Source organism: Halalkalibacter sp. AB-rgal2, assembly GCF_041821005.1.
In the GTDB taxonomy this organism is placed as follows: Bacteria; Bacillota; Bacilli; order Bacillales; family Bacillaceae_D; genus Halalkalibacter.
Window position 1 is genome coordinate 231,897 of record NZ_JBGUAV010000001.1, and the last position, 23,464, is coordinate 255,360.

At 37.6% G+C, this 23,464-nt stretch carries 16 protein-coding genes; 13 read left to right on the forward strand and 3 right to left on the reverse strand.

Annotated features, from left to right (window positions below; translation table 11 throughout):
- Positions 1-27 precede the first annotated feature (27 nt).
- On the forward strand, positions 28-1,200 hold the full coding sequence (locus ACERJO_RS01095; protein WP_373646328.1) for an ROK family transcriptional regulator: 1,173 nt from the start codon (positions 28-30) through the stop codon (positions 1,198-1,200).
- A gap of 482 nt (positions 1,201-1,682) precedes the next feature.
- On the opposite strand, the gene ACERJO_RS01100 is transcribed toward ACERJO_RS01095, so the two are convergent.
- Positions 1,683-2,654: a nucleoside hydrolase gene (locus ACERJO_RS01100; protein ID WP_373646329.1), complete on the reverse strand. Its 972-nt coding sequence runs from the start codon at positions 2,652-2,654 to the stop codon at positions 1,683-1,685.
- 473 nt (positions 2,655-3,127) lie between these two features.
- Between ACERJO_RS01100 and ACERJO_RS01105 the strand changes: the two genes are divergently transcribed.
- From ACERJO_RS01105 to ACERJO_RS01115, 3 genes are read left to right on the forward strand one after another with little or no spacing between them, the layout of a single operon-like run.
- Complete coding sequence (locus tag ACERJO_RS01105; RefSeq protein WP_373646330.1) at positions 3,128-4,456, forward strand: ABC transporter substrate-binding protein; 1,329 nt, start codon at positions 3,128-3,130, stop codon at positions 4,454-4,456.
- 57 nt (positions 4,457-4,513) lie between these two features.
- Entirely contained in the window at positions 4,514-5,440 is a 927-nt protein-coding gene (locus ACERJO_RS01110) for a carbohydrate ABC transporter permease (RefSeq protein WP_373646331.1), read from the forward strand.
- A 9-nt stretch (positions 5,441-5,449) separates the two neighbouring features.
- On the forward strand, positions 5,450-6,277 hold the full coding sequence (locus ACERJO_RS01115; RefSeq protein ID WP_373646332.1) for a carbohydrate ABC transporter permease: 828 nt from the start codon (positions 5,450-5,452) through the stop codon (positions 6,275-6,277).
- Between the two features lie 114 nt (positions 6,278-6,391).
- Here ACERJO_RS01115 and ACERJO_RS01120 read toward each other — a convergent pair whose 3' ends face one another.
- Positions 6,392-7,453, reverse strand: a complete 1,062-nt coding sequence (locus ACERJO_RS01120; protein ID WP_373646333.1) for a LacI family DNA-binding transcriptional regulator — start codon at positions 7,451-7,453, stop codon at positions 6,392-6,394.
- A gap of 321 nt (positions 7,454-7,774) precedes the next feature.
- Here ACERJO_RS01120 and ACERJO_RS01125 point away from each other — a divergent pair, with 321 nt between their 5' ends.
- From ACERJO_RS01125 to glpK, 5 genes are read left to right on the forward strand one after another with little or no spacing between them, the layout of a single operon-like run.
- Positions 7,775-9,241, forward strand: a complete 1,467-nt coding sequence (locus tag ACERJO_RS01125) for a DUF5605 domain-containing protein (protein ID WP_373646334.1) — start codon at positions 7,775-7,777, stop codon at positions 9,239-9,241.
- A 28-nt stretch (positions 9,242-9,269) separates the two neighbouring features.
- Positions 9,270-10,706, forward strand: a complete 1,437-nt coding sequence (locus ACERJO_RS01130) for an L-fucose/L-arabinose isomerase family protein (RefSeq protein WP_373646335.1) — start codon at positions 9,270-9,272, stop codon at positions 10,704-10,706.
- A gap of 15 nt (positions 10,707-10,721) precedes the next feature.
- Positions 10,722-11,555, forward strand: coding sequence for a transketolase (locus ACERJO_RS01135; RefSeq protein WP_373646336.1), 834 nt, complete (start codon positions 10,722-10,724; stop codon positions 11,553-11,555).
- Positions 11,552-12,517, forward strand: coding sequence for a transketolase family protein (locus ACERJO_RS01140; protein ID WP_373646337.1), 966 nt, complete (start codon positions 11,552-11,554; stop codon positions 12,515-12,517). The genes ACERJO_RS01135 and ACERJO_RS01140 overlap by 4 nt, the downstream gene beginning before the upstream one ends.
- Positions 12,518-12,531: 14 nt before the next feature.
- Positions 12,532-14,004: a glycerol kinase GlpK gene (gene glpK / locus ACERJO_RS01145; RefSeq protein ID WP_373646338.1), complete on the forward strand. Its 1,473-nt coding sequence runs from the start codon at positions 12,532-12,534 to the stop codon at positions 14,002-14,004.
- A gap of 575 nt (positions 14,005-14,579) precedes the next feature.
- Here the strand turns inward: glpK and ACERJO_RS01150 are convergent.
- On the reverse strand, positions 14,580-15,800 hold the full coding sequence (locus tag ACERJO_RS01150; RefSeq protein WP_373646339.1) for a helix-turn-helix domain-containing protein: 1,221 nt from the start codon (positions 15,798-15,800) through the stop codon (positions 14,580-14,582).
- 129 nt (positions 15,801-15,929) lie between these two features.
- Here ACERJO_RS01150 and ACERJO_RS01155 point away from each other — a divergent pair, with 129 nt between their 5' ends.
- From ACERJO_RS01155 to ACERJO_RS01170, 4 genes are all read left to right on the forward strand, one after another.
- Entirely contained in the window at positions 15,930-18,221 is a 2,292-nt protein-coding gene (locus ACERJO_RS01155) for a glycoside hydrolase family 3 C-terminal domain-containing protein (protein WP_373646340.1), read from the forward strand.
- Between the two features lie 299 nt (positions 18,222-18,520).
- Positions 18,521-20,281, forward strand: a complete 1,761-nt coding sequence (locus ACERJO_RS01160) for a sensor histidine kinase (protein ID WP_373646341.1) — start codon at positions 18,521-18,523, stop codon at positions 20,279-20,281.
- Positions 20,282-20,299: 18 nt separating this feature from the next.
- Positions 20,300-21,361 carry a response regulator transcription factor gene (locus ACERJO_RS01165; protein ID WP_247105277.1) on the forward strand — a complete coding sequence of 354 codons (1,062 nt, stop codon included), beginning with the start codon at positions 20,300-20,302 and terminating at the stop codon, positions 21,359-21,361.
- Between the two features lie 741 nt (positions 21,362-22,102).
- A complete protein-coding gene (locus ACERJO_RS01170) occupies positions 22,103-23,398 on the forward strand; it encodes an ABC transporter substrate-binding protein (protein WP_373646342.1) in 1,296 nt (431 codons plus the stop codon).
- Positions 23,399-23,464 lie beyond the last annotated feature (66 nt).

Here is a 23,464-nt window from a genome sequence, read left to right on the forward strand (position 1 = left end):
TATAGCAATTGGAAATGGGGTGCTACTTTGTTTAGGGAATTTTTGCTGGATCCTTCTAAAAAAAATGCAAATAAAAAAGCACTGTATGAGCTTATTCACCGAAAAAGACTAGTATCTAAGGGTGATTTATTAGATGCATTTGCTGTCCCGCAAACGACTTTAACACGAATGATTCATGATTTAGAAAGGAAGGGCTGGATTCAATCAGGAGGGATAGGACCGTCTAAAGGAGGTCGGCCACCTGTTTTGTATAAAGCGAATCCTCTTTCTAGTTATATCTTTGGAATTGAAATTGCGAGAAGTGTCCAAGTTCTGTTATTAAATTTAGAATTTGCTGTGATTGATAAGAAAGTGTTCCTTGTTACGAAGAAATTTACACCAGATGAGATGATGTCTCGTATCATGAATGACATGAAGCAAATGATGGCAAATCATCAATTAAATGATAGTGATCTAGTTGGGATTGGAGTAGGAGCAATCGGGCCAGTCGATCGAGAAAAAGGAAAAATGATTCATCCGGAATCATTCCGCTCGTTTGGCTGGGAGGAGGTTTCGATAGTTGGAAAAATGGAACAACAGTTTCATGTTCCAATTATCTTAAATAATGGAGCGAATACAGCCGCGATTGCTGAATATAAGATACAGGAATATTCCAACAAAAATTTACTGTATTGCATAAGTGGGTATGGGATCCGTTGTGGAATAATCCAAGCAGGTTCTTCCCTGAACAGTAAGCAAGGAGATGCAAGCTCTTATGGACATATGATTGTTCAACCTGGAGGCAGGATGTGTACGTGTGGAAAAAAAGGTTGTTTAAATGCGTATAGCTCATTTGGAGCTATGTTTGATCTAGTACAGCAAATAGATTCATCATTAGTATTAACATCACCAGAGAATTTGATTGATGCTCTTCAAAACGGAGAGCCAACTGTGGAAGCAGTTACTCATGAAGCTGCCTACTATTATGGATTAGCGATTGCGAATATGGTGAATGTTCTTCACCCTGATGTCGTATTACTGCAAGGGAAACTAATAGAGCAGAATGAACGTTATTTGAATAGAGTTATCGCTGTGGCTAAGGAGCATATTTACGCTAGTCATTTAACGGATTTACATATTGGCAAGGGAAAGTTGGGGCGGGAGGCTGTTGCAATTGGGGCTGCGGTTGAGCTGTTTCAGGGTTTTTTTGTAGAAGTATAACTTTTAAAATGAAATAGTAGCACAAGTGATTTTTGATAGAATCACTTGTGCTACTTTTGGTGTTTGAAGTTAATATTTCTTTAAATCGTGAGTGGTGATGAAACTAATTTTTTCCATTACATTAATTTATTTTTGTTTTGGTTATAATTGACCGATAATTTGATTAAGAATGCATAATCAATTATTAGACTCGAATCATCTTGAAGGTAAGGATGGAAGGAGATATTATCACTAGATGTGATTGAATTAAAGAAGCTTTTGATTTTAATTGAGATTGGTTAAATGAACGTAACACATGTACAAGTTTTCGAGTATAAAAGTTCAGGAGAAGTAAATATGTAGATAAATATTTAAAAAATAGTGATGACTCTGTTTGAGAGGTCTTGATCGATGCATCTTTTTCATATAAAAGGTAGATATTAAGGGTTCTCAGTAATGGATCGCCCTTAATATCTCGAGTAGTAAAGTGTAGTGTTGAGAAGTTATGAGCGATAATGAAGTTTTAATTTCGCATACATATCTTGTAATGTAAAAGTAGAATCAACATAGTTATACCAACGTACGAGTCGTTCAGTTTGATGATGAACATACCTCATATCACTCGTAATACGTGGTGCTGGTCGCATTTCGTAACCGTATTGATGGTCATCGAGTAATAAACTGACAATAGGTGAATCACCAAGATGCCACATCTCTCCTTTTGGCCACGAATTTAGCCCGTGGATTTCCTCATTAGTAAATGGTATATTTGACTTTTTTTTACGTTCAATAATAGTCGGAATGTATTTTTCAACCATGTCAAAATTGAACTGGATTAATTGTTGATATAAATAGTCACCTATTTCACCATAGGGTTGTACATTAACAGCTAATTCGGCAATACTAACTCTCATGAGTTTATATACGTTTTCGGGTATGACCCAAAGAGAAATGTCTGAGGAGAAAACGACGTTCGCCGCGTGAATATCGTTCATTAAATTGAATTCAAACCCTCCATTTGGCCAAGCTCCTCCTCCGATCCATAACGCAGTAAGTTTATCTGCGATTTTAGGTTCTTTCATATAAGCGATAGCTAAATCTGTTATAGGACCTAAAAATCCTACGTACAACGGAGTGGGATCGTCTTTTAAAGCTTCGTTAATAATAAAATCTGCCCCTGGCGATTCGATATAGTCTGATTCATTAGGGATGGCTTCAGTAGATCCCTTTAACACAGGGACGTCATTAGTTAAATTCATAATGTTTAGTATTTTTTTTACTTCGTCATAGCTTTCTTGCATAGAATTGTCTGTTCTTAAAGATCCAAAATGAGCTCCTATAATGCCTTTTATATTAAATCGTGGCGTTAGTAGGGCGTGAACAATGGCAAATTGATCGTCTGCTTCATTTTTTGCATCCGTGTTAATGATTAGCCTAATTTTTTTTGATTCTGGAATAGTAAATGTGTGATTCATATGTTCCTCCTTTATAGTCGCTATAAAACAAAATATACCATATGAAAATAACGCTATCAATAAAAAAATTTAGTTTTTTGTTTAGGTGTTTTAAAGTTTTTAGTAGGTTAGAAAATTGCCTGTATAAGTGTGAATATAGGGTTAATACAGGTTTTTCAATATTTTTAGGTAGTGTATAAATATAAATTTTTTAGTTGTACTTTATTAAATAACTAAAAAAATTGAGAAAAGTGTTGACTGGTGTTTCATGTGGATATACAATCTACTTAACATTCACTAAAAAATAATAGAAATTTATGAATGTCTAATACAAAGGAGTTATCTTTAAATTGTACTATAATAGTAAGCGCTTTCATTTTTGGAGATAGTGATAAAAGGTTTTTTTGCCTTTCATCATAAGAGTTTATTAAAGAAAGGAGGGTTATTAACTTTCTATACTAGAATTCTATTATTATCTTTAAGGGGGAAAAATGATGAAAAGATTTATGTACTCGATTTGTTTATTAGCGATTATTTTAATAGTAGGTGTTGCGTGTTCTGATAATTCAGCTAGTAATGATGAAAATGATGTCGGCAACGCAGGGGTTAGTTCGGAAAATGATGAAAGAACATTAACTCTATCATTGCCAGCTGGAAACTTATTAATGGAATGGGTTGCTGATGAATTTATGAATGAACACCCAGATGTTACCGTACAAATTGATGAATATGATGGTGATTCATATACGCAAAATATTGTACGGTTGTTAAATTCTGAAGATGATCGACCTGATGTGGCTTGGTACTGGACAACAGGCTTCTATGAAGATGTAGTTAGTTCGGGAGCTCTTGTACCATTAGATGATTTATTTGAGTCGGAGGGCTGGTATGACGCTTTGCATCAATCGACAGTTGAAAGTGTAACATCACCAGATGGTCATAAATATGCCGTTCCAATTGAATCAATTAGTAGTCCTATTCTTTATTATAATAAAGCCGCTTTTAGGGAAGCAGGGGTAGAAGTTCCGACGACATATGATGAGTTATTCGAAATTGGTCCTGAATTAAGAGAGGCAGGGTATATTCCTTGGACTTCTGGGTTGTCAGATGCTAGTCAAGCGACTCAATTATTTGATATCAATTTAAGAAGGCACGTTAGTGAAGAACATTATCAACAATTTATGAATCACGAGACTTTAGATTTTACTCATGAAGATACAGTAGAAATGTTCAATACTATTAGAAGGATGGCAGATGAGTTAATGGATCCTGGAGCTGCAGGTGTAGGTGAGGCTGAAGCGAGGCAAATTTTTGCTCAGGGCAGAGCGGCTATGTACAGCGATGGCTCGTGGCAAGCTGGGCCGAATGCTTTAGGAGGGGAACTTCCTGAAGATTTTGAATTGGGTGTTGCGCTGTATCCGGAGTTTCGCAGTGATGTTGACTCAACTGCAGGTTTCTATGATCGAACTGGGATAATGATTGTTGAAGGTACTGGAAATGAAGAGCTTGCTAAGGAATTTGTTTCGTTCACCTTAAGTTATGACGTTCAGTCTAGAATCGGTGAAACGACGTCAGCATTTCCAATTAGGGCTGATATCGCTGTTGAAGAATTGGAAGATCTTTATCCTGAAATTGTTATTGAAATGTACGAATTAATGCAGGGAGCAGGTACACATGGGTTGTATAATTCCACATGGTATGGCGAGTATCGTTCAAATGCCACTCAATTAATTCAAGGGTTAGTCATAGGTAGTTTAACTCCTGAGGAAATGGGAGAAGAATTTACGAATATGGTTGAAGAAGTGGTTGAGTTTAGGGAGTAGTTTGATTAAGCCCGTTAGACGAATGGTTTAACGGGTTTTATTAAAGGAGTGAGGAGTATGAACGTAGAATCTAAGGCGGTAAATCCTAATGGGAAAACTACATTATTAGAGAAAATAAAGAAAAACAAGGCAGCGTATATCTTTTTATTGCCTTCATTGCTACTGTTAATTATTTTTATGGTGGCTCCACTCATCTATTCAATTACGATGAGTTTCTATCGGTGGGATGGATTTTCTCCCCCGCAATTTATCGGGTTTAATAACTATGAACGATTATTAGATCATAATAATTTCTGGCTTGCTCTAAAGAATAATGCAATATTTCTAGTACTTTTTACTTCATTTACAGTCATTTTAGGTTTTCTTTCGGCAGTTGCGGTTTCTAGAAAAGTGCCAGGGTGGCAAATATATAAATTTGTTTTTTTTATTCCGGTCATTTTAGTAACAGCTGTTATTGCTGTTCTGTGGGCAAGAATATATGAACCGAGCTATGGGCTATTAAATTCCTTTCTTGGTGCTATTGGTCTTGAATCTTGGCAACAGCTATGGCTAGGGAATCCAGATATTGCTCTTTACTCAGTCATCTTTGTTGCTATTTGGCAAGTGAGTGGCTGGTGTATGCTTTTGTTTTTAGCTGCGATTGAAGGTATAGCTGAAGAGGTTCATGATGCTGCAACAATTGATGGTGTCACACCTTTTCAGAGGATTATGTTGATTATTTTACCAATGGTACAAAGAATGGCATTTATTCTCATTATGTTACAAATTATTGCGTCGGTTAAAACGTTTGATTTGATTTATGTTATGACAGGTGGAGGTCCATTCTATTCTACAGAGGTGTTGGGGACAATTTTATATAGAGAAGCTTTTGAAAATCAACGGTTTGGATATGCTTCTTCTATATCGGTTGTAATGACAATTATTATTGCAGTTATTACAATTCTTTACCTAAAACTAACGAATATATCAAATCAAGAAAAGTAGGTGAGAAATTTGTCAAATAGCAAAGTTGTAAAGATTATTATTAATGTGTTGTTAATAGTTGCAGCGATTTCAGTTGCTTTTCCACTCATATTTATGTTTATGACGTCGTTAAAACCTCATCAAGAGATTATTCTTAGTCCCTTTTCTATACCATGGGATCCTCATTTTGAGAACTATGTACGAGCATGGATAGATACATCATTAGGTAGAAACTTTTTGAATAGTATTATCGTAACAGTTGCTACTTTAGTATTACTATTATTTATTGTTTTAATGGGAGGGTATGCCTTATCAAGGTATGCATTTCCTGGTAATAAAATCGTTTTTATCTCGTTAGTTGCATTAATTGCTATTCCTGTTCATTCATTGCTCGTTCCTATTTACTATTTTATGGATGCAATGAACCTGAGGAATAGTTTATTAGGAGTTATTCTTTTGTATACGGCTATAAATATTCCGTTCAGTATGATCATTATGCGTGCTTTCTTTGATCAAATGCCTCGTGCGATCGAAGAAGCTGCCATGATCGATGGCTGTAATACATGGCAAGTATTTCAGCATGTTGCGATTCCGATGGCTAAAGTGCCAATTGCGACGTTAGCCATCATAAATGTTATTAATATTTGGAGTGAATATCTATTTGCTTCTGTATTACTGGTACAGTCTTCATCAAGGACTCTTCCAGTTGCTATCGCTATTTTGCAAAGTGGTGAGCAAGGTACAGATACAGGTATATTATTTGCAGGCTTAAGTATAGTGACGCTTCCGTTGTTGATTTTATATTTATTCTTTTCCAAACAAATTACTCAAGGAGTGGCATCAGGAGCAGTTAAATAAAAAAATATAGGTAAAAAACCTTTAAGCAAGGGATCGAGTAAACTCCTTACTTAAAGGTTTTTTGAAGTCTAGGATATGGGGTTTTAGTTGAGAAAAAATCATTTATTAAATGTTTTACTTTGAAGTTTTTATTTCGTTAACAGGAATAAGTTCTTTGCACGACTTCCTTATGATGAGTTCAGTGTTAACAAATGATTTAATGATGTCTAAATTTTCTTTCTGTATTTGCTTGATAAGCATATCAACTGCCAGTGAAGCGATTCGATCTTTCTTCACATGAATCGTCGATAATTCAGGGGAAATGACCTGGGATTCAGAGATGTTATCGAAGCCAATGATTGAAACATCATTCGGTATATGAATACCGAGTTCAAGAAAAGACTTAATTGCACTGATTGCCATGTAATCACATTCACAAAAGAAAGCTGTTGGAAGGTCGTTTCTATTTTTAGTTATTTCTTTTTTGAATTCTTCTTGAGAGGAAACTGTCGTAGGTGGTAAAGAATAAATATGTTTGTTTCGCACCGTTATTCCAAACTCATCCATAGCTTGAAAGAATCCTTTCTTTCTCATATTAAAATTATACATACGTGTGGTAGATTCGATATAACCAATGTTTTTATGGCCTAGTTTAATAAGATGCGCTCCAGCATGGTACGCCCCATATATATTATTCATCACAACAAAATTGACATTCATCGTTTCAAAGCAAGTATCTAAAACAACTAAATTTGGTTGAATTTTTGATACTGTTTCGATTTGGGAAGGTGATAAATTTGTTCCGAGAAGTAAAATGCCTGATGATGGTTGTTGTTGCTCAAGTGATGATAAGGACTTCTCTAATTCCTCGATTTTTATAGAAGAAACTAATAGAGAATAACCACTCGTATTAATATGTTCACCAAGGTTATTAATTAATTCCATGAAAAAAGGTAAAGACTCGAATTGTTCAGTGACAATTCCAGCATTAGTGCAAGCGACAAAACGCAAAATTTTTGAGTTGTTTTTTATAAAATGTTCAGCCTTAACAATGGAGCGTGGAATATATCCATGATCTTGAGCTATTTTTAAGATTTTTTCACGTGTTTTTTGGCTCACTCCGTTTTTCCCGTTTAGAGCTAAAGATACGGCTGAACGTGAAACATCAGCTAGTTTAGCGATATCATCTATCTTCATATATAAATCTCCTATTCGTAATAGTAATATTGTTTATGAAATAATTACATTTAAATTATACCATATGTAATCATTTTTTAGTATATGCGAGTAAAGTTCATTGTAAATTATTTATGTAAATCCTTGAATTTAGGTATGGAGGGGAATGTTTATCTTGATTATTTGTCGTTATTTATTAAACACGAGTCAATGAAACAACTAAACTTTTTTAGTTGTTTCATTGACTCGTGTTTGTTTCATTGATATTATATAAAATATATTTAGTTTGTTATTTAAACTTTTTTATTTGGCGATTCCTGTAAAAAATGAGGAGGAGTAGAAATGTCTAGTTACCAACCTGTTAAACAGTGGGGAAGGTTTGAATTGGAGTTTGAGGGAACACCTACCGACAATCCTTTTATCGATTCTTGGATTAAGTGTGAATTTAGATTAGGGAATAGGAAAGTTGAAGTGGACGGTTTTTATGATGGGGGAAATACGTATAAAGTTAGGTTTATGCCTGATAAAGTCGGAGAGTGGGCATTTTTCACAATAAGTAACGATCCTAACTTAGATAAGATTGATGGAGTGTTTTCCTGTATAAAAACGACAGAAAGTAAACAGGGACCCGTTCAAGTCAGTGAAACGTATCATTTTGAGTACGCAGATGGAACGCCATTTTATCCATTTGGAACGACTGCTTACGTTTGGAACCATCAAGGGGAAGAGTTGGAGAATAAGACAATTGAAGCTTTAAGAAACTCTCCTTTTAATAAAATTCGAATGTGTGTATTCCCGAAGCACTATGATTATAACTTGTTAGAGCCTGTCCGTTACCCGTTTGAAGGATCACTAAAAGGTGGTTTTGATTTTACTAAATTTAATGTGGAGTTTTTTGAAAGACTTGAACAGCAAGTTCAGGCATTAGAGTCAATTGGGATTGAAGTAGATCTGATCTTATTTCACCCTTATGACCGTTGGGGTTTTTCTGATATGGGTAAAGAGGTTGATTTCAGGTATTTAAAATATATTGTTGCAAGACTTTCAGCATATCGCAATATTTGGTGGTCGTTTGCGAATGAATATGACCTTATGAAAAATAAGGATATGAAAGATTGGGATGCTTTTTTCAAATTTGTACAGGAACATGATCCGAGTCAACATCTAAGGTCCATTCATAATTGGCATAGCCTTGATCTGCATTATCGTAGTAATGCTCATTGGTATGACCATCGTAAACCATGGGTAACACATTTAAGTGTTCAATATCATGACATGTTTTTTATAGAAGAATGGAGAAATGAATACGGGAAGCCGGTTATTAATGATGAGTGTCGATATGAGGGGGATCTAAATCATGGTTGGGGAAATATAACAGGAGAGAAAATGGTCGAACAGTTTTGGGAGGCGTTTTGTCGTGGGGGTTATGCGACGCATGGAGAGGCATATTTAAATGAAAGCGGAATCATATGGTGGTCACACGGTGGAGAATTACGTGGTGAAAGCCCAAAACGTATTCAGTTTTTGAAAGAAATCATTGAAGAAGGTCCTACAAAACGATTAACACCTGTTTATTATCAATGGGATGTAGCAGCGGCATCAGTAGGTGATGAGTATATTTTAGTGTACTTAGGTTCAAGTCAACCTTCCTTCAAAACGTTTCCGTTACCTGAAGGGAATCAGTATCAAATAGAACTTATAGATACATGGGAAATGACAATTATTAAACTTGAAGGACTTTACACAAATGAAAGTAAAATCGATTTACCGAGTAAGCCTTATTTAGCATTAAGACTAATTAAGAAATAAATACGTATTCGTCAAGGAGAGGGATAAAATGGAAAATCTAGTACTAGGGTTTGCGCCAACAAGACGTTTTGTCTTCAGTAAAGAGGATGCTTATAAATATAAAGAGCTAATTCTTCAAAAAATGAAAAGTTTTGATTTACCTATCGAAATAGTGGATTTAGAGGGCATAAATGAAGAAGGGTTATTATTTAACCGTTCGGAGGAATCGCAAATAATAAAGCGATTTCAAGATGCGAAGGTAGATGCATTATTTGTTCCGCACTGTAATTTTGGTACAGAGGATATTGTAGCTCGAATTGCAAAGGAATTAGGAAAACCAGTGTTACTTTGGGGGCCGCGTGATGAAGCGCCGTTAGCTGATGGAATGAGGTTACGTGATACCCAATGCGGATTGTTTGCGACAGGTAAAGTATTACGTAGGTTCAATGTGAAGTTCACATATATTACGAATTGTCATGTCGATGATCTGGTTTTTGAACGAGGATTCAAGAATTTTATTGCGGCATCAAACGTGGTGAAACATTTTAATCAACTACGAATCTTACAAATTTCAACAAGACCCTCTGATTTTTGGTCTGTTATATGTAATGAAGGTGAATTATTAGAGAAGTTTAATATTCAAGTTCATCCTATTACGTTAGAAGACATAAAACAGAAAACGTTGACAGTTGAGAAGTCCAGTTGTGAAGAGTTAGATGAAGCAATAGCTTATATTAAGAAGACACTTGATTGGAGCTCTGTATCAGAGGACAATGTACGCCGCATCGCAGCTTTGAAGGTGGCGATGAAGCAATACGCTGATGAAACAAATAGTACGGCTATCGCGATTCAATGTTGGTCAGCATTACAAGATTTAATTGGAATTATGCCGTGTCTAGCTAATGCGATCTTAACAGACGAACAAATACCAGTAACATGTGAGACTGATATCCATGGAGCGATCACATCAATTATGGTTCAAGCAGCAACGTTAAATACCGAACCGACATTTTTTGCTGATATTACCGTTCGACATCCAGATAACCCTAACGGAGAGCTACTATTTCACTGTGGGAACTTCCCGGTTTCATTAAGTGTAGAAGAAACACCAAAGCTGAATAAACATTTCCTATTTGAAGATCATTCACCTGGAACTCACGAAGGGGAAATTAAAGGAGGAGATATGACCATTGCTCGATTTGATGGAGACCATGGAGAATACTCTATCTTTTTAGGAAAAGCAAAAGGAACAACTGGTCCCTTCACGAGAGGTTCATATGTTTGGATTGAAGTAAATGATTGGCCATTATGGGAAGAGAAGTTGGTGAAAGGTCCATACATCCATCATTCTGTTGGGATTCATGCTAATGTTGTCCCAGCTTTGTATGAAGCCTGTGAGTATATTCCGGGGTTAAACCCCGATCCAGTTGATCCAACAAAAGAGGAAATTAAAGCTTGGTTACGTGGAAGTGACATTAATCAATAGTTTGGAGGGATTGAAATGAGTGAAGAGATAGTACAATTAAAACGAAAAGCTATTGAAATTAGAAAACAGCTTTTAACAATGATCTATGAAGCAAAGACTGGTCACACCGGAGGTTCGTTATCAAATACTGATATCTTAACAGTTTTATATTATAAGGTGATGAACATCGATCCTAAACATCCACAATGGGATAGACGTGATCGCTATGTTCAAAGTAAAGGACATGCAGTCGAATCGTATTGGGCGATTTTGGCTGACAAAGGTTTCTTTCCAGAAGAAGAACTCAAGACATTTTCTCAATTTCAATCGCGTTTAATTGGTCACCCGAATAATAAAGTACCTGGTGTTGAAATGAATACAGGTGCTTTAGGTCATGGATTACCGATTTCAGTTGGTATGGCACTGGGGGCTAAGTTGAATCGTCGATCATATAGAGTATTTACATTGATGGGTGATGGTGAGCAAGCTGAAGGCTCTGTATGGGAAGGAGCAATGGCTGCCGCTCAATATAACTTAGATAATTTAGTGGCGATTATCGATCGTAACCGTTTGCAAATTACGGGAGGGACAGAAGATGTCATGGCTATAGATCCATTAGATGAAAAGTGGCGTAGCTTTGGATGGCACGTTGTGGAAGTTGATGGTCATAATATAGAGTCCCTAGTTAATGTTTTAACAGGTGCTCCTAAGATAAAAGGGAAACCAACGTTAATCATCGCAAATACGATTAAAGGTAAAGGCGTTTCATTTGCGGAAAATCAAGTTAGTTGGCACCATAAGGTTCCATCAAAAGAGGATTATCATCGAGCGATGGACGAACTTGATCAACAATTGGAGGTGCTAGGATGAGTATTGTAGCAATCAGCAATGAAATTGGTAATAAAATTGCTAACCGACAAGCTATTAGTGAGAATTTATTGAATCTAGCAAAGGAAAATAAAGATATTCTCGTACTGACTAGCGATTCAAGAGGTTCAGCATCGATGGTTCAGTTTGGAAAAGAATTGCCTGATCAAATCATAGAAGTTGGAATTGCTGAACAGAACATTGTCGGAATTGCATCAGGATTAGCTCATTCCGGCAAGAAGCCCTTCGTTGCCTCTCCTGCTTGTTTTCTAAGTATGAGAAGTATTGAACAGATTAAAGTAGATGTGGCCTATTCGCAGATGAATGTGAAATTAATTGGTATTAGTGGTGGCGTTAGCTATGGTGCATTAGGAATGTCGCATCACTCATTACAAGATGTGGCGGTGACACGAGCAATACCAGGTCTTGATGTCATGATGCCGGCTGATCGGCATGAAGCGAAAAAGATGATTGAAGCGTTAGTCGATTATGATAGACCTGTCTACGTACGTATTGGACGTAACCCTGTGGAAGATGTTTATGCGGATTGTAATTATGACTTTCAAATTGGGAAATCAATTGAATTAAAAAGTGGAAAAGATATAGCAATTATTGCTGTAGGAGAAACGGTTAGGGTAGCTCTAGCTAGTGCGAATGAATTGGAGAAGAAAGGGGTTCATTGTCGTGTCATTAATATGCATACGATAAAACCGCTTGATACGGAAGCAATTGTGAAAGCGGCTAAAGAAACGCAGAGAATCATAACCGTGGAAGAGCATAGTATTCATGGAGGTTTAGGGGCAGCCGTTTCAGAAGTAGTCGTGCAAGAATGTCCGGTGCCGATGGAGATAGTTGGTATACCTGATGAACCTGCTGTTACAGGAAATACAGCTCAAGTATTTGATTATTATGGAATTAATATTGAGAATATTGTGAAATTGTCTGAAGGATTAATGTCTAAATAATGGAGGATAGGACAATGCATATACTCTCCATTGACCAAAGTACATCAGGAACAAAGGTATTACTTGTAAATAAGGAAGGACAAATTATTTATAAGAAAGCGATGAATCATAAACAGTATTATGCTCAGCCAGGCTGGGTTGAGCATAATCCTATTGAGATTTATCAATGTGTCAAAAAGTTAGTAAACGAAAGTATGACAGAGATAAACGAGAAAGAGATTGTGAGTATATCAATTACAAATCAACGTGAAACAGTTGTTGTTTGGGATAGAGAGACAGGTCAACCTATATATAATGCAATTGTTTGGCAGTGTCGTCGAACATCAGATTTATGCGAGAAACTAAAAGTAGATGGATATGAAGAGGTCGTTCAAGCGAAAACAGGACTAAGAATAGACCCGTATTTTTCAGCGACTAAAGTTCAATGGATTTTGCAAAATGTAGAAGGTGCAAAGAAAAAAGCGGAACAAGGGAGTCTGCTATTCGGTACAATCGATAGTTGGTTGATTTGGAACTTAACAGGCGGAAAGGTACATGCTACTGATTATTCAAATGCAAGTCGTACGCTACTCTTTAATATTCATTCTCTTCAATGGGATCAAGAGTTACTTGATATTTTTTCAATTCCAAATCAAATGTTACCAGAAGTAAGGAGTTCAAATGTGAACTTTGGTTATATAAATGACGATTCTGTGTGTATAAAAGGATTACCAATTTCGGGGGTAATTGGAGATTCACAAGCTGCTTTATTTGGTCAAAGGTGTTTAGAGGCGGGGATGGCTAAGGCGACATATGGAACAGGTACATCTGTTATGATTTATACAGGTGATCTTATAGAGGGGAAGAATGGCCTAGTAACTTCGGTTGCATGGGGAATTGGTAATCGAGTTGAGTATGGTTTAGAAGGAATAATAAATACGACTGGTGATATTATGAAGTGGATGAAGGAAGATCTGAGGCTTTTCACAGATTTAGAAGAAGTTTCAGAAGCTGCTAGTTCGATAAACTCAAATGAAGGTGTATATTTAATACCAGCTTTTGTAGGATTAGGCGCACCCTATTGGTACCCTCAGGCAAAGGCAGCTATTGTTGGGATGACTAGAGGAACAAACCGCTCTCATCTTATTCGTGCAGGACTTGAGAGTATCGCATATCAAGTTACTGATGTGATTCAACTTATAGAAGAAGAATCTGGTATTTCCATTAAAGAATTACGTGTAGATGGAGGGGCGACATCGAATAAATTTTTGATGCAGTATCAAGCAGATATGTTAAACAATAAAGTCAAGGTTTCGAGAATGTCCGATTTATCGGCTTTAGGTTCTGCTTATTTAGCTGGGTTATTTGCAGGTATTTGGGGCTCTTTAGAGGAATTGAAAGGTTTGTATCAGCATACAGAGGACTTTCAACCTAAAATGCCCGCAGCAATGAGAAAGAATTATTATACCGGATGGAAACATCATATTCACTCAATGATTAGTTGCTAATAAGATTTAGTGAAGGTGTCGAAAAAAGAGGAAACTTCAGGCATTTTTGTTGAAACGACTGGAAAAGTATGATCAAAAATGGTCATAAGGGCACCGAAAAAGTGAAAAACCAAACTTTTTCAGTGCCTTCTTTGCATAATTAGAATTCAGGGGGGGTACGAGTGTCTTCAGGTTCGTCCGTTTCACGGGGGGGAAGGGCACTTTCCCCCAATTTAAAAAGCTTTCTACGACTACGTACGGCTCGCGCTCATAAGAGGATCGTCATTCCGCTAAAGATCTGAAATTACGAAAGAGTACCCCGATATGTAATCGAGGATTCGCTATTTGGCAGAAAAGTGTGTGAAATGCAGAGTGAAAAGAGAAATAACGGCATGAGAGGCCGTATAGAGACTGAAATCATCAAAATGAAGCAAATAGAGGAATGATGAACCGCTCATTTTCATGACGTCTAATTATCATTCAAGAGTTTGTTCCAGTATCAAAAGTTAGAAGTGCACGCCATTGTAACGAATGAGTACGACGTAAATTAAGAAAAGACAGCTGTACGATTTTTCTTAAACGCAAAAGAGTCATAATTACATACGATCCCGGTACTGCTTAGGCGTCATTCCAGTAATCTTTTTAAAAACCTTCGTAAAGTAGCTTTGATCATGAAAGTTTAGCATCGCACAAATGTCAGAGAGAGAATGCTCGGTTAGTGTCATAAGTTTCTTTGCCTCCTCGATACGCTCATGCTGAATATAGCGAGAAAGTGATATACCGACTTCTTTTTTAAATAAAGAAGAGAGGTAGACAGTACTAGTGCCGGTGATTGTAGCGAGTGTACTTAGCGAAATATTCTCATAGAGATGCGTAAAGATGTAATTCAAGCATTGATTGACATAGCGAGAATAGTTTAATTTCTTGTTGGTTGATACATGTTCAATAAATTCTAATCCAGCTTCAAGTCGATAGGCATCAACCTTCTGTGGCTCATTGATTTCTTCAATCGTTTGAATGAAAAGGTCACTGAGAGTATACGCTAGTTCAGTTGGTAACCCTCCTTCAATCGCGGCTCTTGTTGCAAGTGTGACAAAGCTGATGGCTAAATTCTTTCTTCCTCTTAAATAACTCTTCTTAGATAGTATGCCGAAGTGTCCAGAAGTAGGTGGAGCCCCTGCCTTCTCTAAATACAGTTCTTTGTTCCCTTCTTTAATAGCTTGAAGGATTTCCTTCTCATAGAGCAGGTCATGGTGGTAATGCGAATCTTGACGTCTTTTAAATAATTCGATGTGTGGTTGTGTCGCTTCGGCATTTAGAAAAGGAACCGAAAGCTGCTCCTCAATAATTTCAGTGGTATCCAATTCTTTTGCATACAAAAGATAATAGACGAGCCTCCCGATGTTGATCAGTTCAGTTTGATGAATGATTGGAATACTTCCGACGATGCTATAGAAAGGATCTTGCTTATGCGTGCTCTCTGAATCTATTAAATAGGTTTGGAGTTCTTCTTTTTGGATGGGCGAGAATGAAAGTGGCCCGATAATAATCGCTCCAATTGAAGAGGAACTCTCCTGTAGTGGGATAGAGAGAAAGTGAATGGGAAGGCTAGAATTCGTTAAGTGAATAGAGGGGTATTCGACGGTTTTAGCATGGATAGATTGAAACGTTTCTTCAAGCTGTAATGCCTGGGTCGTATGACGTGAAAGGTGAGTATAGGTTGTATTTACTCGTGCCCCCCAATACGTAACTGGTGCTTTAATTGTATCGTAAATAAGCTTGAGTAACGGCTTTGGCTGGATAGTAGAATGTTGCAAAGGAATCCCCCTTTAGCGAAATATTGTTTATAAAGTACCATAAATATTTATAAAATACCATAAAAAGCTTCCTTTTCTTCTTATAATGAAAAAGGTAACGGTTTCATTTTATTGATGGAGGTAGTTATGATGACAAATAAGGTAAAAGAGCTAGTTAGTCAAATGACATTAGAAGAAAAAGCAGGGCTTTGCTCTGGTCTGGATTTTTGGCATTTAAAAGGGGTAGAGCGATTAGGGATTCCATCAGTAATGGTAACAGACGGTCCACATGGCTTACGTAAGCAAAGGTTAGGGGCTGATCATTTAGGCTTGCATGATAGTGTATCAGCAACGTGCTTCCCTTCAGCTGCTGGAATGGCGAGCTCTTGGGATCGGAGTTTGATTGAACGAGTCGGTATTGCTTTAGGTGAAGAGTGTCAAGCTGAGAATGTCGCTGTGTTGTTAGGACCTGGTGCCAATATTAAGCGATCACCGTTATGTGGGCGCAATTTTGAATATTTTTCCGAAGATCCTTATCTATCGTCTGAAATGGCTGCCAATCATATTAAAGGTGTACAAAGTCAAGGGGTAGGGACGTCACTTAAGCATTTTGCTGCGAATAACCAGGAACATCGGCGAATGTCGACAGATGCGATTATTGATGAGAGAACGTTGCGTGAAATTTATTTGGCGAGCTTTGAAGGGGCTGTTAAGCAATCACAACCGTGGACGGTGATGTGTGCTTATAATAAGGTTAATGGTGAATTTGCTTCAGAAAGCAAAACGCTTCTTGAAGATATATTGAAGGAAGAATGGGGCTTTGAAGGCTTTGTCGTTTCTGACTGGGGAGCTGTTAATGAGCGTGATGAAGCGGTGAAGAATGGTCTTGAGCTTGAAATGCCTGCTAGTCAAGGTATTGGTGAGAATAAGGTCATTGCTGCTGTGAAGGAAGGACGGTTATCGGAAGAGAAATTGAATGCTGCAGTAGAACGCATCGTTCGAATTATCCTCAAATCGGTTGAGGAGAAGAAAGAGAATGCATCGTATGATTGGGAGGCGCATCATCAATTAGCTCGTGAGGCAGCGCGTGAAAGTATGGTGCTATTAAAGAATGAAGGTCAGTTTCTTCCATTAAAAAAAGAAGGAAAGATTGCGGTTATCGGTGAGTTTGCCAAAGCTCCGCGTTACCAAGGAGGAGGAAGCTCACATATTAATCCGACGAAGCTAGAAGACATTGTCGAAGAGGTTGAGAAGGTCGTTGGTGAAGGAGCGACAATCACGTATGCTCAAGGGTATCATCGTGATCAAGATACAATTGATGAACAGTTGATTGAGGAAGCGAAACGTGTAGCAGCAGATGCAGATACAGTGATTCTATTTGTCGGTCTACCTGATCGTTATGAATCAGAAGGATATGATCGGCAGCATTTAAATATACCAGAGAACCATCAGCGTTTAATAGAAGAGGTTGCGACTGTAAATGAAAATATCGTTGCGGTTTTAAGTAATGGTGCTCCGATTGAAATGCCGTGGTTAGGAAAGGTGAAGGGGTTGCTTGAAGCATACCTAGGAGGTCAAGCTCTTGGAGGGGCTATTGCTGATTTGTTATTCGGCGATGTCAATCCAAGTGGTAAATTAGCGGAAACGTTCCCAGAAAGATTAAGCGACAATCCTTCTTACCTTTACTTCCCGGGAGATGGTGATCGCGTAGAGTATCGTGAGGGGATTTATGTCGGGTATCGATATTATGATACGAAAAAGGTCAAACCGCTATTTCCATTCGGTTTTGGTTTAAGCTATACAACATTTGACTATGAAAATTTAACCGTTAGTCAAAAGAAGATAAGTGATACAGATTTTGTGACATGTACGGTTCAGATGAAGAATACGGGAAGTGTGTCAGGAAAAGAAGTTGTACAACTGTATGTTAAGGATGTCGAAAGTCGAATAAGTCGACCTGATAAAGAGCTTAAAGGCTTTGCGAAGGTGGACTTACGACCAGGTGAAGAAAAAACAGTAGAATTCACGTTGGATAAACGTTCGTTTGCTTACTATGATACAGAGTTAGCTGATTGGCATGTGGAAAGTGGCGATTTTACGATTCTAATCGGAAGAAATTCTAATGATATCGTGTTATCTGAAATGGTTACGGTGGAGTCAATGAGTGAGAAACCATTTACTGTCCATCGAAATACGACCGTTGGTGATTTGTTAGATCATCCGAAAATAGCACCACTCGCCAAGCAGATGCTAGCTGAGGCACAGAAGGATAGTCCTTTTGCGAGTGCAGCTGAAGAAGAGGGAGATGCTGCTGAAATGATGGCAGCGATGATGAGATACATGCCGTTACGAGCTTTGTCTAACTTTAGTAATGGGCAGCTAACAGAAGAGAGGCTTCAAGCGATGATTAGTCATTTAAATGAGGCAGTCAATAATGGTTAAATAAGAAAAACGCGTTAGCGTCTTTTCTTAACTGCATCGTGTGTAGTTGATACAAGCTTTTGAGTTTTTCTGAAAGAGGGGTTTTAAGTAACGAACCGGTGCCACCTGCAAATTCACTTACACCTTCATTTGTTCAACTTCTAAGAATTTTCTAAGTCCTTCTCTTTCGAAAATCAGTGATCATAAATGGGTGTTCGTACAAGTCATAACGTACGAACACCTCTATTTTTTCGTTTGAAAATCGTCGAAGTCATTATGGTATGATAAGGTCATTCCGGCAATAAGAAGGTGAATCCTTGATGAGTCCTAAGAAGTGGCTTGCACGTTTGCGAGGCCTTTATATATATATAAATAGTCATTTGTATTATAAATTAATCATTGCCGTCATGATTTTAGTTACGTTACCTATTGTCATTGTAACAACATGGGCTACGTACTATTCGACGAAAAATATGGTTGATGAGATTTTTACGACGAATACGTCTGGTGTACAGCAAGCAAGTGCTATTATTACGGAGAAATTTGATGCTATTGATCGAGTGATGCAATCATTAGTGATGGACGGTCATTTTATTACTCAATTTAAAGAGCTGTCACATGAAGATTCATACAGAAGGCATGGAGCGACCTTGACGATAGAAAGTACACTCTATTCACTTCATTATACGAACAGGGAGCGTATAAGATCGATTACGTTGTTTGCAGATGAGGCGCCACAAATCATTAGTATCGGTGATCAAGAGCGTTCATTAGTAACATGGCCCTCGATTGAACCTACTCCCCATTATCAATTTATGAATCATTATCGCGATCAAACCTTCTCCTTTATGAGGAGTATTAATCAGTTTGAAACAAGAGGAAGCATTGGTAGCATTATTATAGATGTTGAATGGGATATGATCCAAGATAATATGGATATGCTGAAAACGGAAGAAGAAAGCTCTGTTTTTTTAATGAGTGAGGAAGGCGAGCTATTGCATCAGCCTTATCACGAACAGTCGATTGATCGTCAGCTCTTTCAAGATGTTCAACAAGTTGTAACGAACTCAGTGGATGAAAGGTCATATGTAACGCTTGAAGATTCTTATGTCTTCTTTGCTGAAATTGATAATGGCCATATGTACATTGTTAAAGTATTTCCGAAATCGATTGTGTTCGCTAGTTCGATGCAAATTGTTCGTGTCGGTCTTCTAGTAGCGCTCATTGCGATGGTTTTTGCCTTTGTGTTTACGTTGATTTTCTCAAGTACGATTACAAAGCCGATTCGAAAGCTTGCTAGTGAGATGGAGCAGGTAGAGAAGGAGAACTTTCAAACGACGACAAGGTTGTCGAATCGAACGGATGAAGTAGGCCGCTTAGAGCGAAGTTATTCTTATATGATTAACCGCATTAAGCAGTTAATTGATCAAGAATACAAGAGTGAAATTGAAAAGAAGGATGCCCAATTAATGGCATTACAATCAAAAGTAAACCCGCACTTTCTCTATAATACACTACAGCTTATTGGTGATCGGGCATTTGCTAATAAAGGTGAACAAGTGTATGAAATTATTCAAGCGCTAAGTCGTATGTTCCGTTACGTTGTGAAGCAGCAAAAAACGTTAGTGACGATATCCGAAGAGGTGAATTATTTACAGCACTATTTAGCGATTCAGAAACGACGCTTTGTCGGGAAACTAACGGTTGAAGTGTATGTCGATGAAGAAGCTGAGTATGTTGAGCTACCGGTGTTAACGTTACAGCCGATTGTTGAAAATGCTTTTGTACACGGCTTTGCATCGAGTGTGGATCATTGGATATTAGATATAAGTGTACAAGTTGTCTTTGATGAAGTAGAGATTATGATTACTGATAACGGCATCGGATTAGATGAGGAGAAATTACAGCAGGTAAAGAAACGACTGCAGAACAGTAATCAAAGTCCTCTAGAACAACAAGATAGCATAGGTGTCTCGAATGTTGATTCAAGGATTAAGTTACTTTTTGGACAAGAGTATGGGGTAGAAATAGAAAGTTCAGAGGATATTGGAACGTCTATTACGATACGTATTCCAAAATAAATGATTGGAGGGATTGAAATGTTACGTGTAGTACTTGTCGATGATGAAAAATCAGCGTTACAAATGGTTAAACGGTTAGGACGTTGGAATGAATTAGGATTACAGGTTGTAGGAGAAACGGCAAACGGTCAGGAAGCAGCTGATTTTATTCAAAAGGAACAAGTAGACATTGTGATTACGGATATGAATATGCCTGGTGTTGATGGTGTACAGCTATTACGATTTATTCATGAGAAGCATCCTCAGATTGCCTCTGTTGTCCTAAGTGGTTATGACCAGTTTTCTTATTTGCAGCAGGCTATTCGCTCTAATGTTGTGGAATATTTGTTGAAGCCTGTTGATTCTGATGACCTTCACGCAGCCTTAGGTCGCTGCATTCAACGTTTGGATGAGGAAAGAATGAAGAAAATAGATCACGGCAAGTTAATTAATATTCAATTATTGCCACTGCTGAATCAATTTAAGGTGCGTATTCATAAGTCTTTTCAAGAACGTGATCATTATGAATTAACGCGTAGCTTTCACCAGCTATATAAAGAAATTATAGCGACGTGTAAACCCATTGATCAAAGCATGAAATTAAAGCTTTATAATGAATTTCTGTTCATTGCCGAAGATCAAATCTATCGTAATAATTTAAATTCTAGTCAATTTGTTCAAGAGGAGCTTTCGTTGTACAATCCGAAAATGTCGATGGAAGACTTGTTCAATGAGTACATTAAAGTGTATCGGCAGTTATTTGAGTATATCCAAAAGGCAAAAGGTGTGACCGGCAAGTTTAAGCTTGAAGAGGTGAAGGAATATATTGATGTCAATTATAGTCATCCAACCATTTCTTTGGGGCAACTTTCGCAGCAGTTTTATGTTAGTAAAGAATATTTAAGTAAAGCATTTAAAAAGGAATTTGGTATGAATGTTACTGAATACATTATGCAATTACGGATGGAAAAAGCGAAGAAGCTAATCGTAGATGAAAAAATCAAAATAAAAAATGTTGCAGAAATGGTTGGATATGAGGATGTGTCCTATTTCTATCGTGTTTTCAAGAAATATCATGGTGTGACTCCAGGGCAAATGTGAGTGAGGTAGAGAAGATGCCCATGTATGCAGTTCTTCATTCCTCTATTTCGACTTTTACTGGAAGAGAAGAGCATGGCGACGAGGCAGATGACCTCGTGCGACACATGTGATCCTCGTTCCTCTATTCACTCTGTATGGCACTATTTACAGTCGTTAAGCGCTCCTCATTCCGCTATTTTGGGTTTTATTCCTTCTTTTGTCCTTGTTAAGTTCATATAGCGGAATGAGGATTACTTTTTCATCTGAGGAAGTGGTGTTTCCACTATTAGCGGAATGAGGATTCCCCTTGCTTTTTGTGTGCACCTGGTATGCACTTCAGTGAGCGGAGAAAGAGAGGATTAGGTTGAATCGTTGCCTCCCCTTTTCATAAAAAGAAAGCGTCGTCACGTCTCCGCGGAACTATTTTAAGAAAAGACCGCTATCGCGGTTTTTCTTAAAAGATAAAATTATATAAAAATCGAGGAAGAAATGTGGAATAAGCATAGAAGAAGTTGGCAGATTCAAAGAAGAGCGTTGGCTTCGCCCGTTTACGAGTTTTTATGAAAGTGGGTTTCTTTCATAAAAACTTAAACCCGCTGTAACAGCTTCGCACAACGTAATTAAGAAAAGACCGCTATTGCGGTTTTTCTTATGTAAGCGGTTTAAAAAAATGCAATAAAAGATATTAACATTCTCTAATTTTAAAAAGACAGAATCTTTATATAATGAAAGCGTATTCAAAAATAATAAGGGGGTTTTACTATGAAAAAGCTATTATTGATGGTTAGTATCTTCATGATGTTTGTGCTAGTTGCTTGTGGTGGTAACGACACAGATTCGGCAGGAGAGACAGAACCGAATGAAAATGAGCTTCAAGAGGGCGACTCTGTTGAGCTAAGAGTGTTTATTCCACAACCTCGCTTTAGAGAACAGTATGAAAATTATTTTAATCAATTTTCTGAAAAATATTTAGAAGAAACAGGGATAGAAGTAACCTATCAATTAGAATTCCCTGCTGCCGATCAAGCGACACAAATTTTACAAACGCGTTTAGCAACAAGTGATAGTCCTGATATCTTTGTTGTTCATGCAGTTAATGATATACCCGTGTACAATCGTGCGGGTTACCTAGAGGACTTATCAGATGAGCCGTTTGTTGAGAATCTTCTTGATGCTACACGAGAAGCGGTGACACATAATGGGGAAGTCGTGGCGCTACCGCTAGAAACATTATCTTGGGGTTATTTATATAACATCGATATGTTTGAAGAGCTTGGTCTTGAATTACCTGAAACACTTTCTGAAATGGAAGAAGTGATTCAAGTTCTTGAAGAAAATGATATTACTCCATTTATTGCGTCTTACAATGAGGGATGGATTCCACAGCTATTCTTACCACTTATTACAGGGGCATTAATGGAAACAGAGAACGAAGACTTTATGGAAAGAATGAATAATGATGAAGGTTCATTTGCTGAGTTAGATGGATTCTTTGAGGTAATCGATCTTGTTGCTGCACATACGACGCCTCGTGGGTTTGAAATTGATGGCGATCAAGGAAGTGCGATGTTTGCCAATGGTGAGGCGGCGATGTGGGTTCAAGGTCCATGGTTTGCAGAGTCCATTCTTTCTGCCAATGAATCGGTTAATTTTGGTGTAGCACCGTTGCCAATTAATGAAAGTCCTGAGGCGACAATGATTAATTCATCAACAACGACGTCATTGGCGGTTTCAAGCTTAAGTGAAAATAAGAGAGTAGCGAAAGATTTACTCAACTATATTTTAGATGAGGAAGATTCATCTCAGTTGTTCCAAGACTTAATGTTTAATCAAGTGGCTCATTCACATGATTTTGATCCATTCCCGTGGTTAATTGAAGCAAATGAGTATATTGTTGATGGTCGCGCTTATCAAGATCCAGCCATTCCACAAGCAGTTAAAACGGAATCAGAAAGTGCATTGCAGAGTTATTTAGCTGGAAGCTTAGATCAAGAGGGAGTAATTCAAGCGCTTGATCGCGCTTGGCAACAAGCTAATCAAGTAAATGGTGATGATTAATTTGTTTCACATGACTCTTGAGAGTGATACGCTCTCTTGAGTCATCTCCTTTCATTATAAGTAAAG

Bases quoted from the DNA above. Each gene is read 5' to 3' on its own strand.
- ACERJO_RS01110 (WP_373646331.1), top strand. From the start codon at position 4,514: ATGAACGTAGAATCTAAGGCGGTAAATCCTAATGGGAAAACTACATTA.
- ACERJO_RS01105 (WP_373646330.1), top strand. From the start codon at position 3,128: ATGAAAAGATTTATGTACTCGATTTGTTTATTAGCGATTATTTTAATA.
- glpK (WP_373646338.1), top strand. From the start codon at position 12,532: ATGCATATACTCTCCATTGACCAAAGTACATCAGGAACAAAGGTATTA.
- ACERJO_RS01165 (WP_247105277.1), top strand. From the start codon at position 20,300: ATGTTACGTGTAGTACTTGTCGATGATGAAAAATCAGCGTTACAAATG.
- ACERJO_RS01170 (WP_373646342.1), top strand. From the start codon at position 22,103: ATGAAAAAGCTATTATTGATGGTTAGTATCTTCATGATGTTTGTGCTA.
- ACERJO_RS01160 (WP_373646341.1), top strand. From the start codon at position 18,521: ATGAGTCCTAAGAAGTGGCTTGCACGTTTGCGAGGCCTTTATATATAT.
- ACERJO_RS01100 (WP_373646329.1), bottom strand. From the start codon at position 2,654: ATGAATCACACATTTACTATTCCAGAATCAAAAAAAATTAGGCTAATC.
- ACERJO_RS01125 (WP_373646334.1), top strand. From the start codon at position 7,775: ATGTCTAGTTACCAACCTGTTAAACAGTGGGGAAGGTTTGAATTGGAG.
- ACERJO_RS01120 (WP_373646333.1), bottom strand. From the start codon at position 7,453: ATGAAGATAGATGATATCGCTAAACTAGCTGATGTTTCACGTTCAGCC.
- ACERJO_RS01135 (WP_373646336.1), top strand. From the start codon at position 10,722: ATGAGTGAAGAGATAGTACAATTAAAACGAAAAGCTATTGAAATTAGA.
- ACERJO_RS01130 (WP_373646335.1), top strand. From the start codon at position 9,270: ATGGAAAATCTAGTACTAGGGTTTGCGCCAACAAGACGTTTTGTCTTC.
- ACERJO_RS01155 (WP_373646340.1), top strand. From the start codon at position 15,930: ATGACAAATAAGGTAAAAGAGCTAGTTAGTCAAATGACATTAGAAGAA.
- ACERJO_RS01140 (WP_373646337.1), top strand. From the start codon at position 11,552: ATGAGTATTGTAGCAATCAGCAATGAAATTGGTAATAAAATTGCTAAC.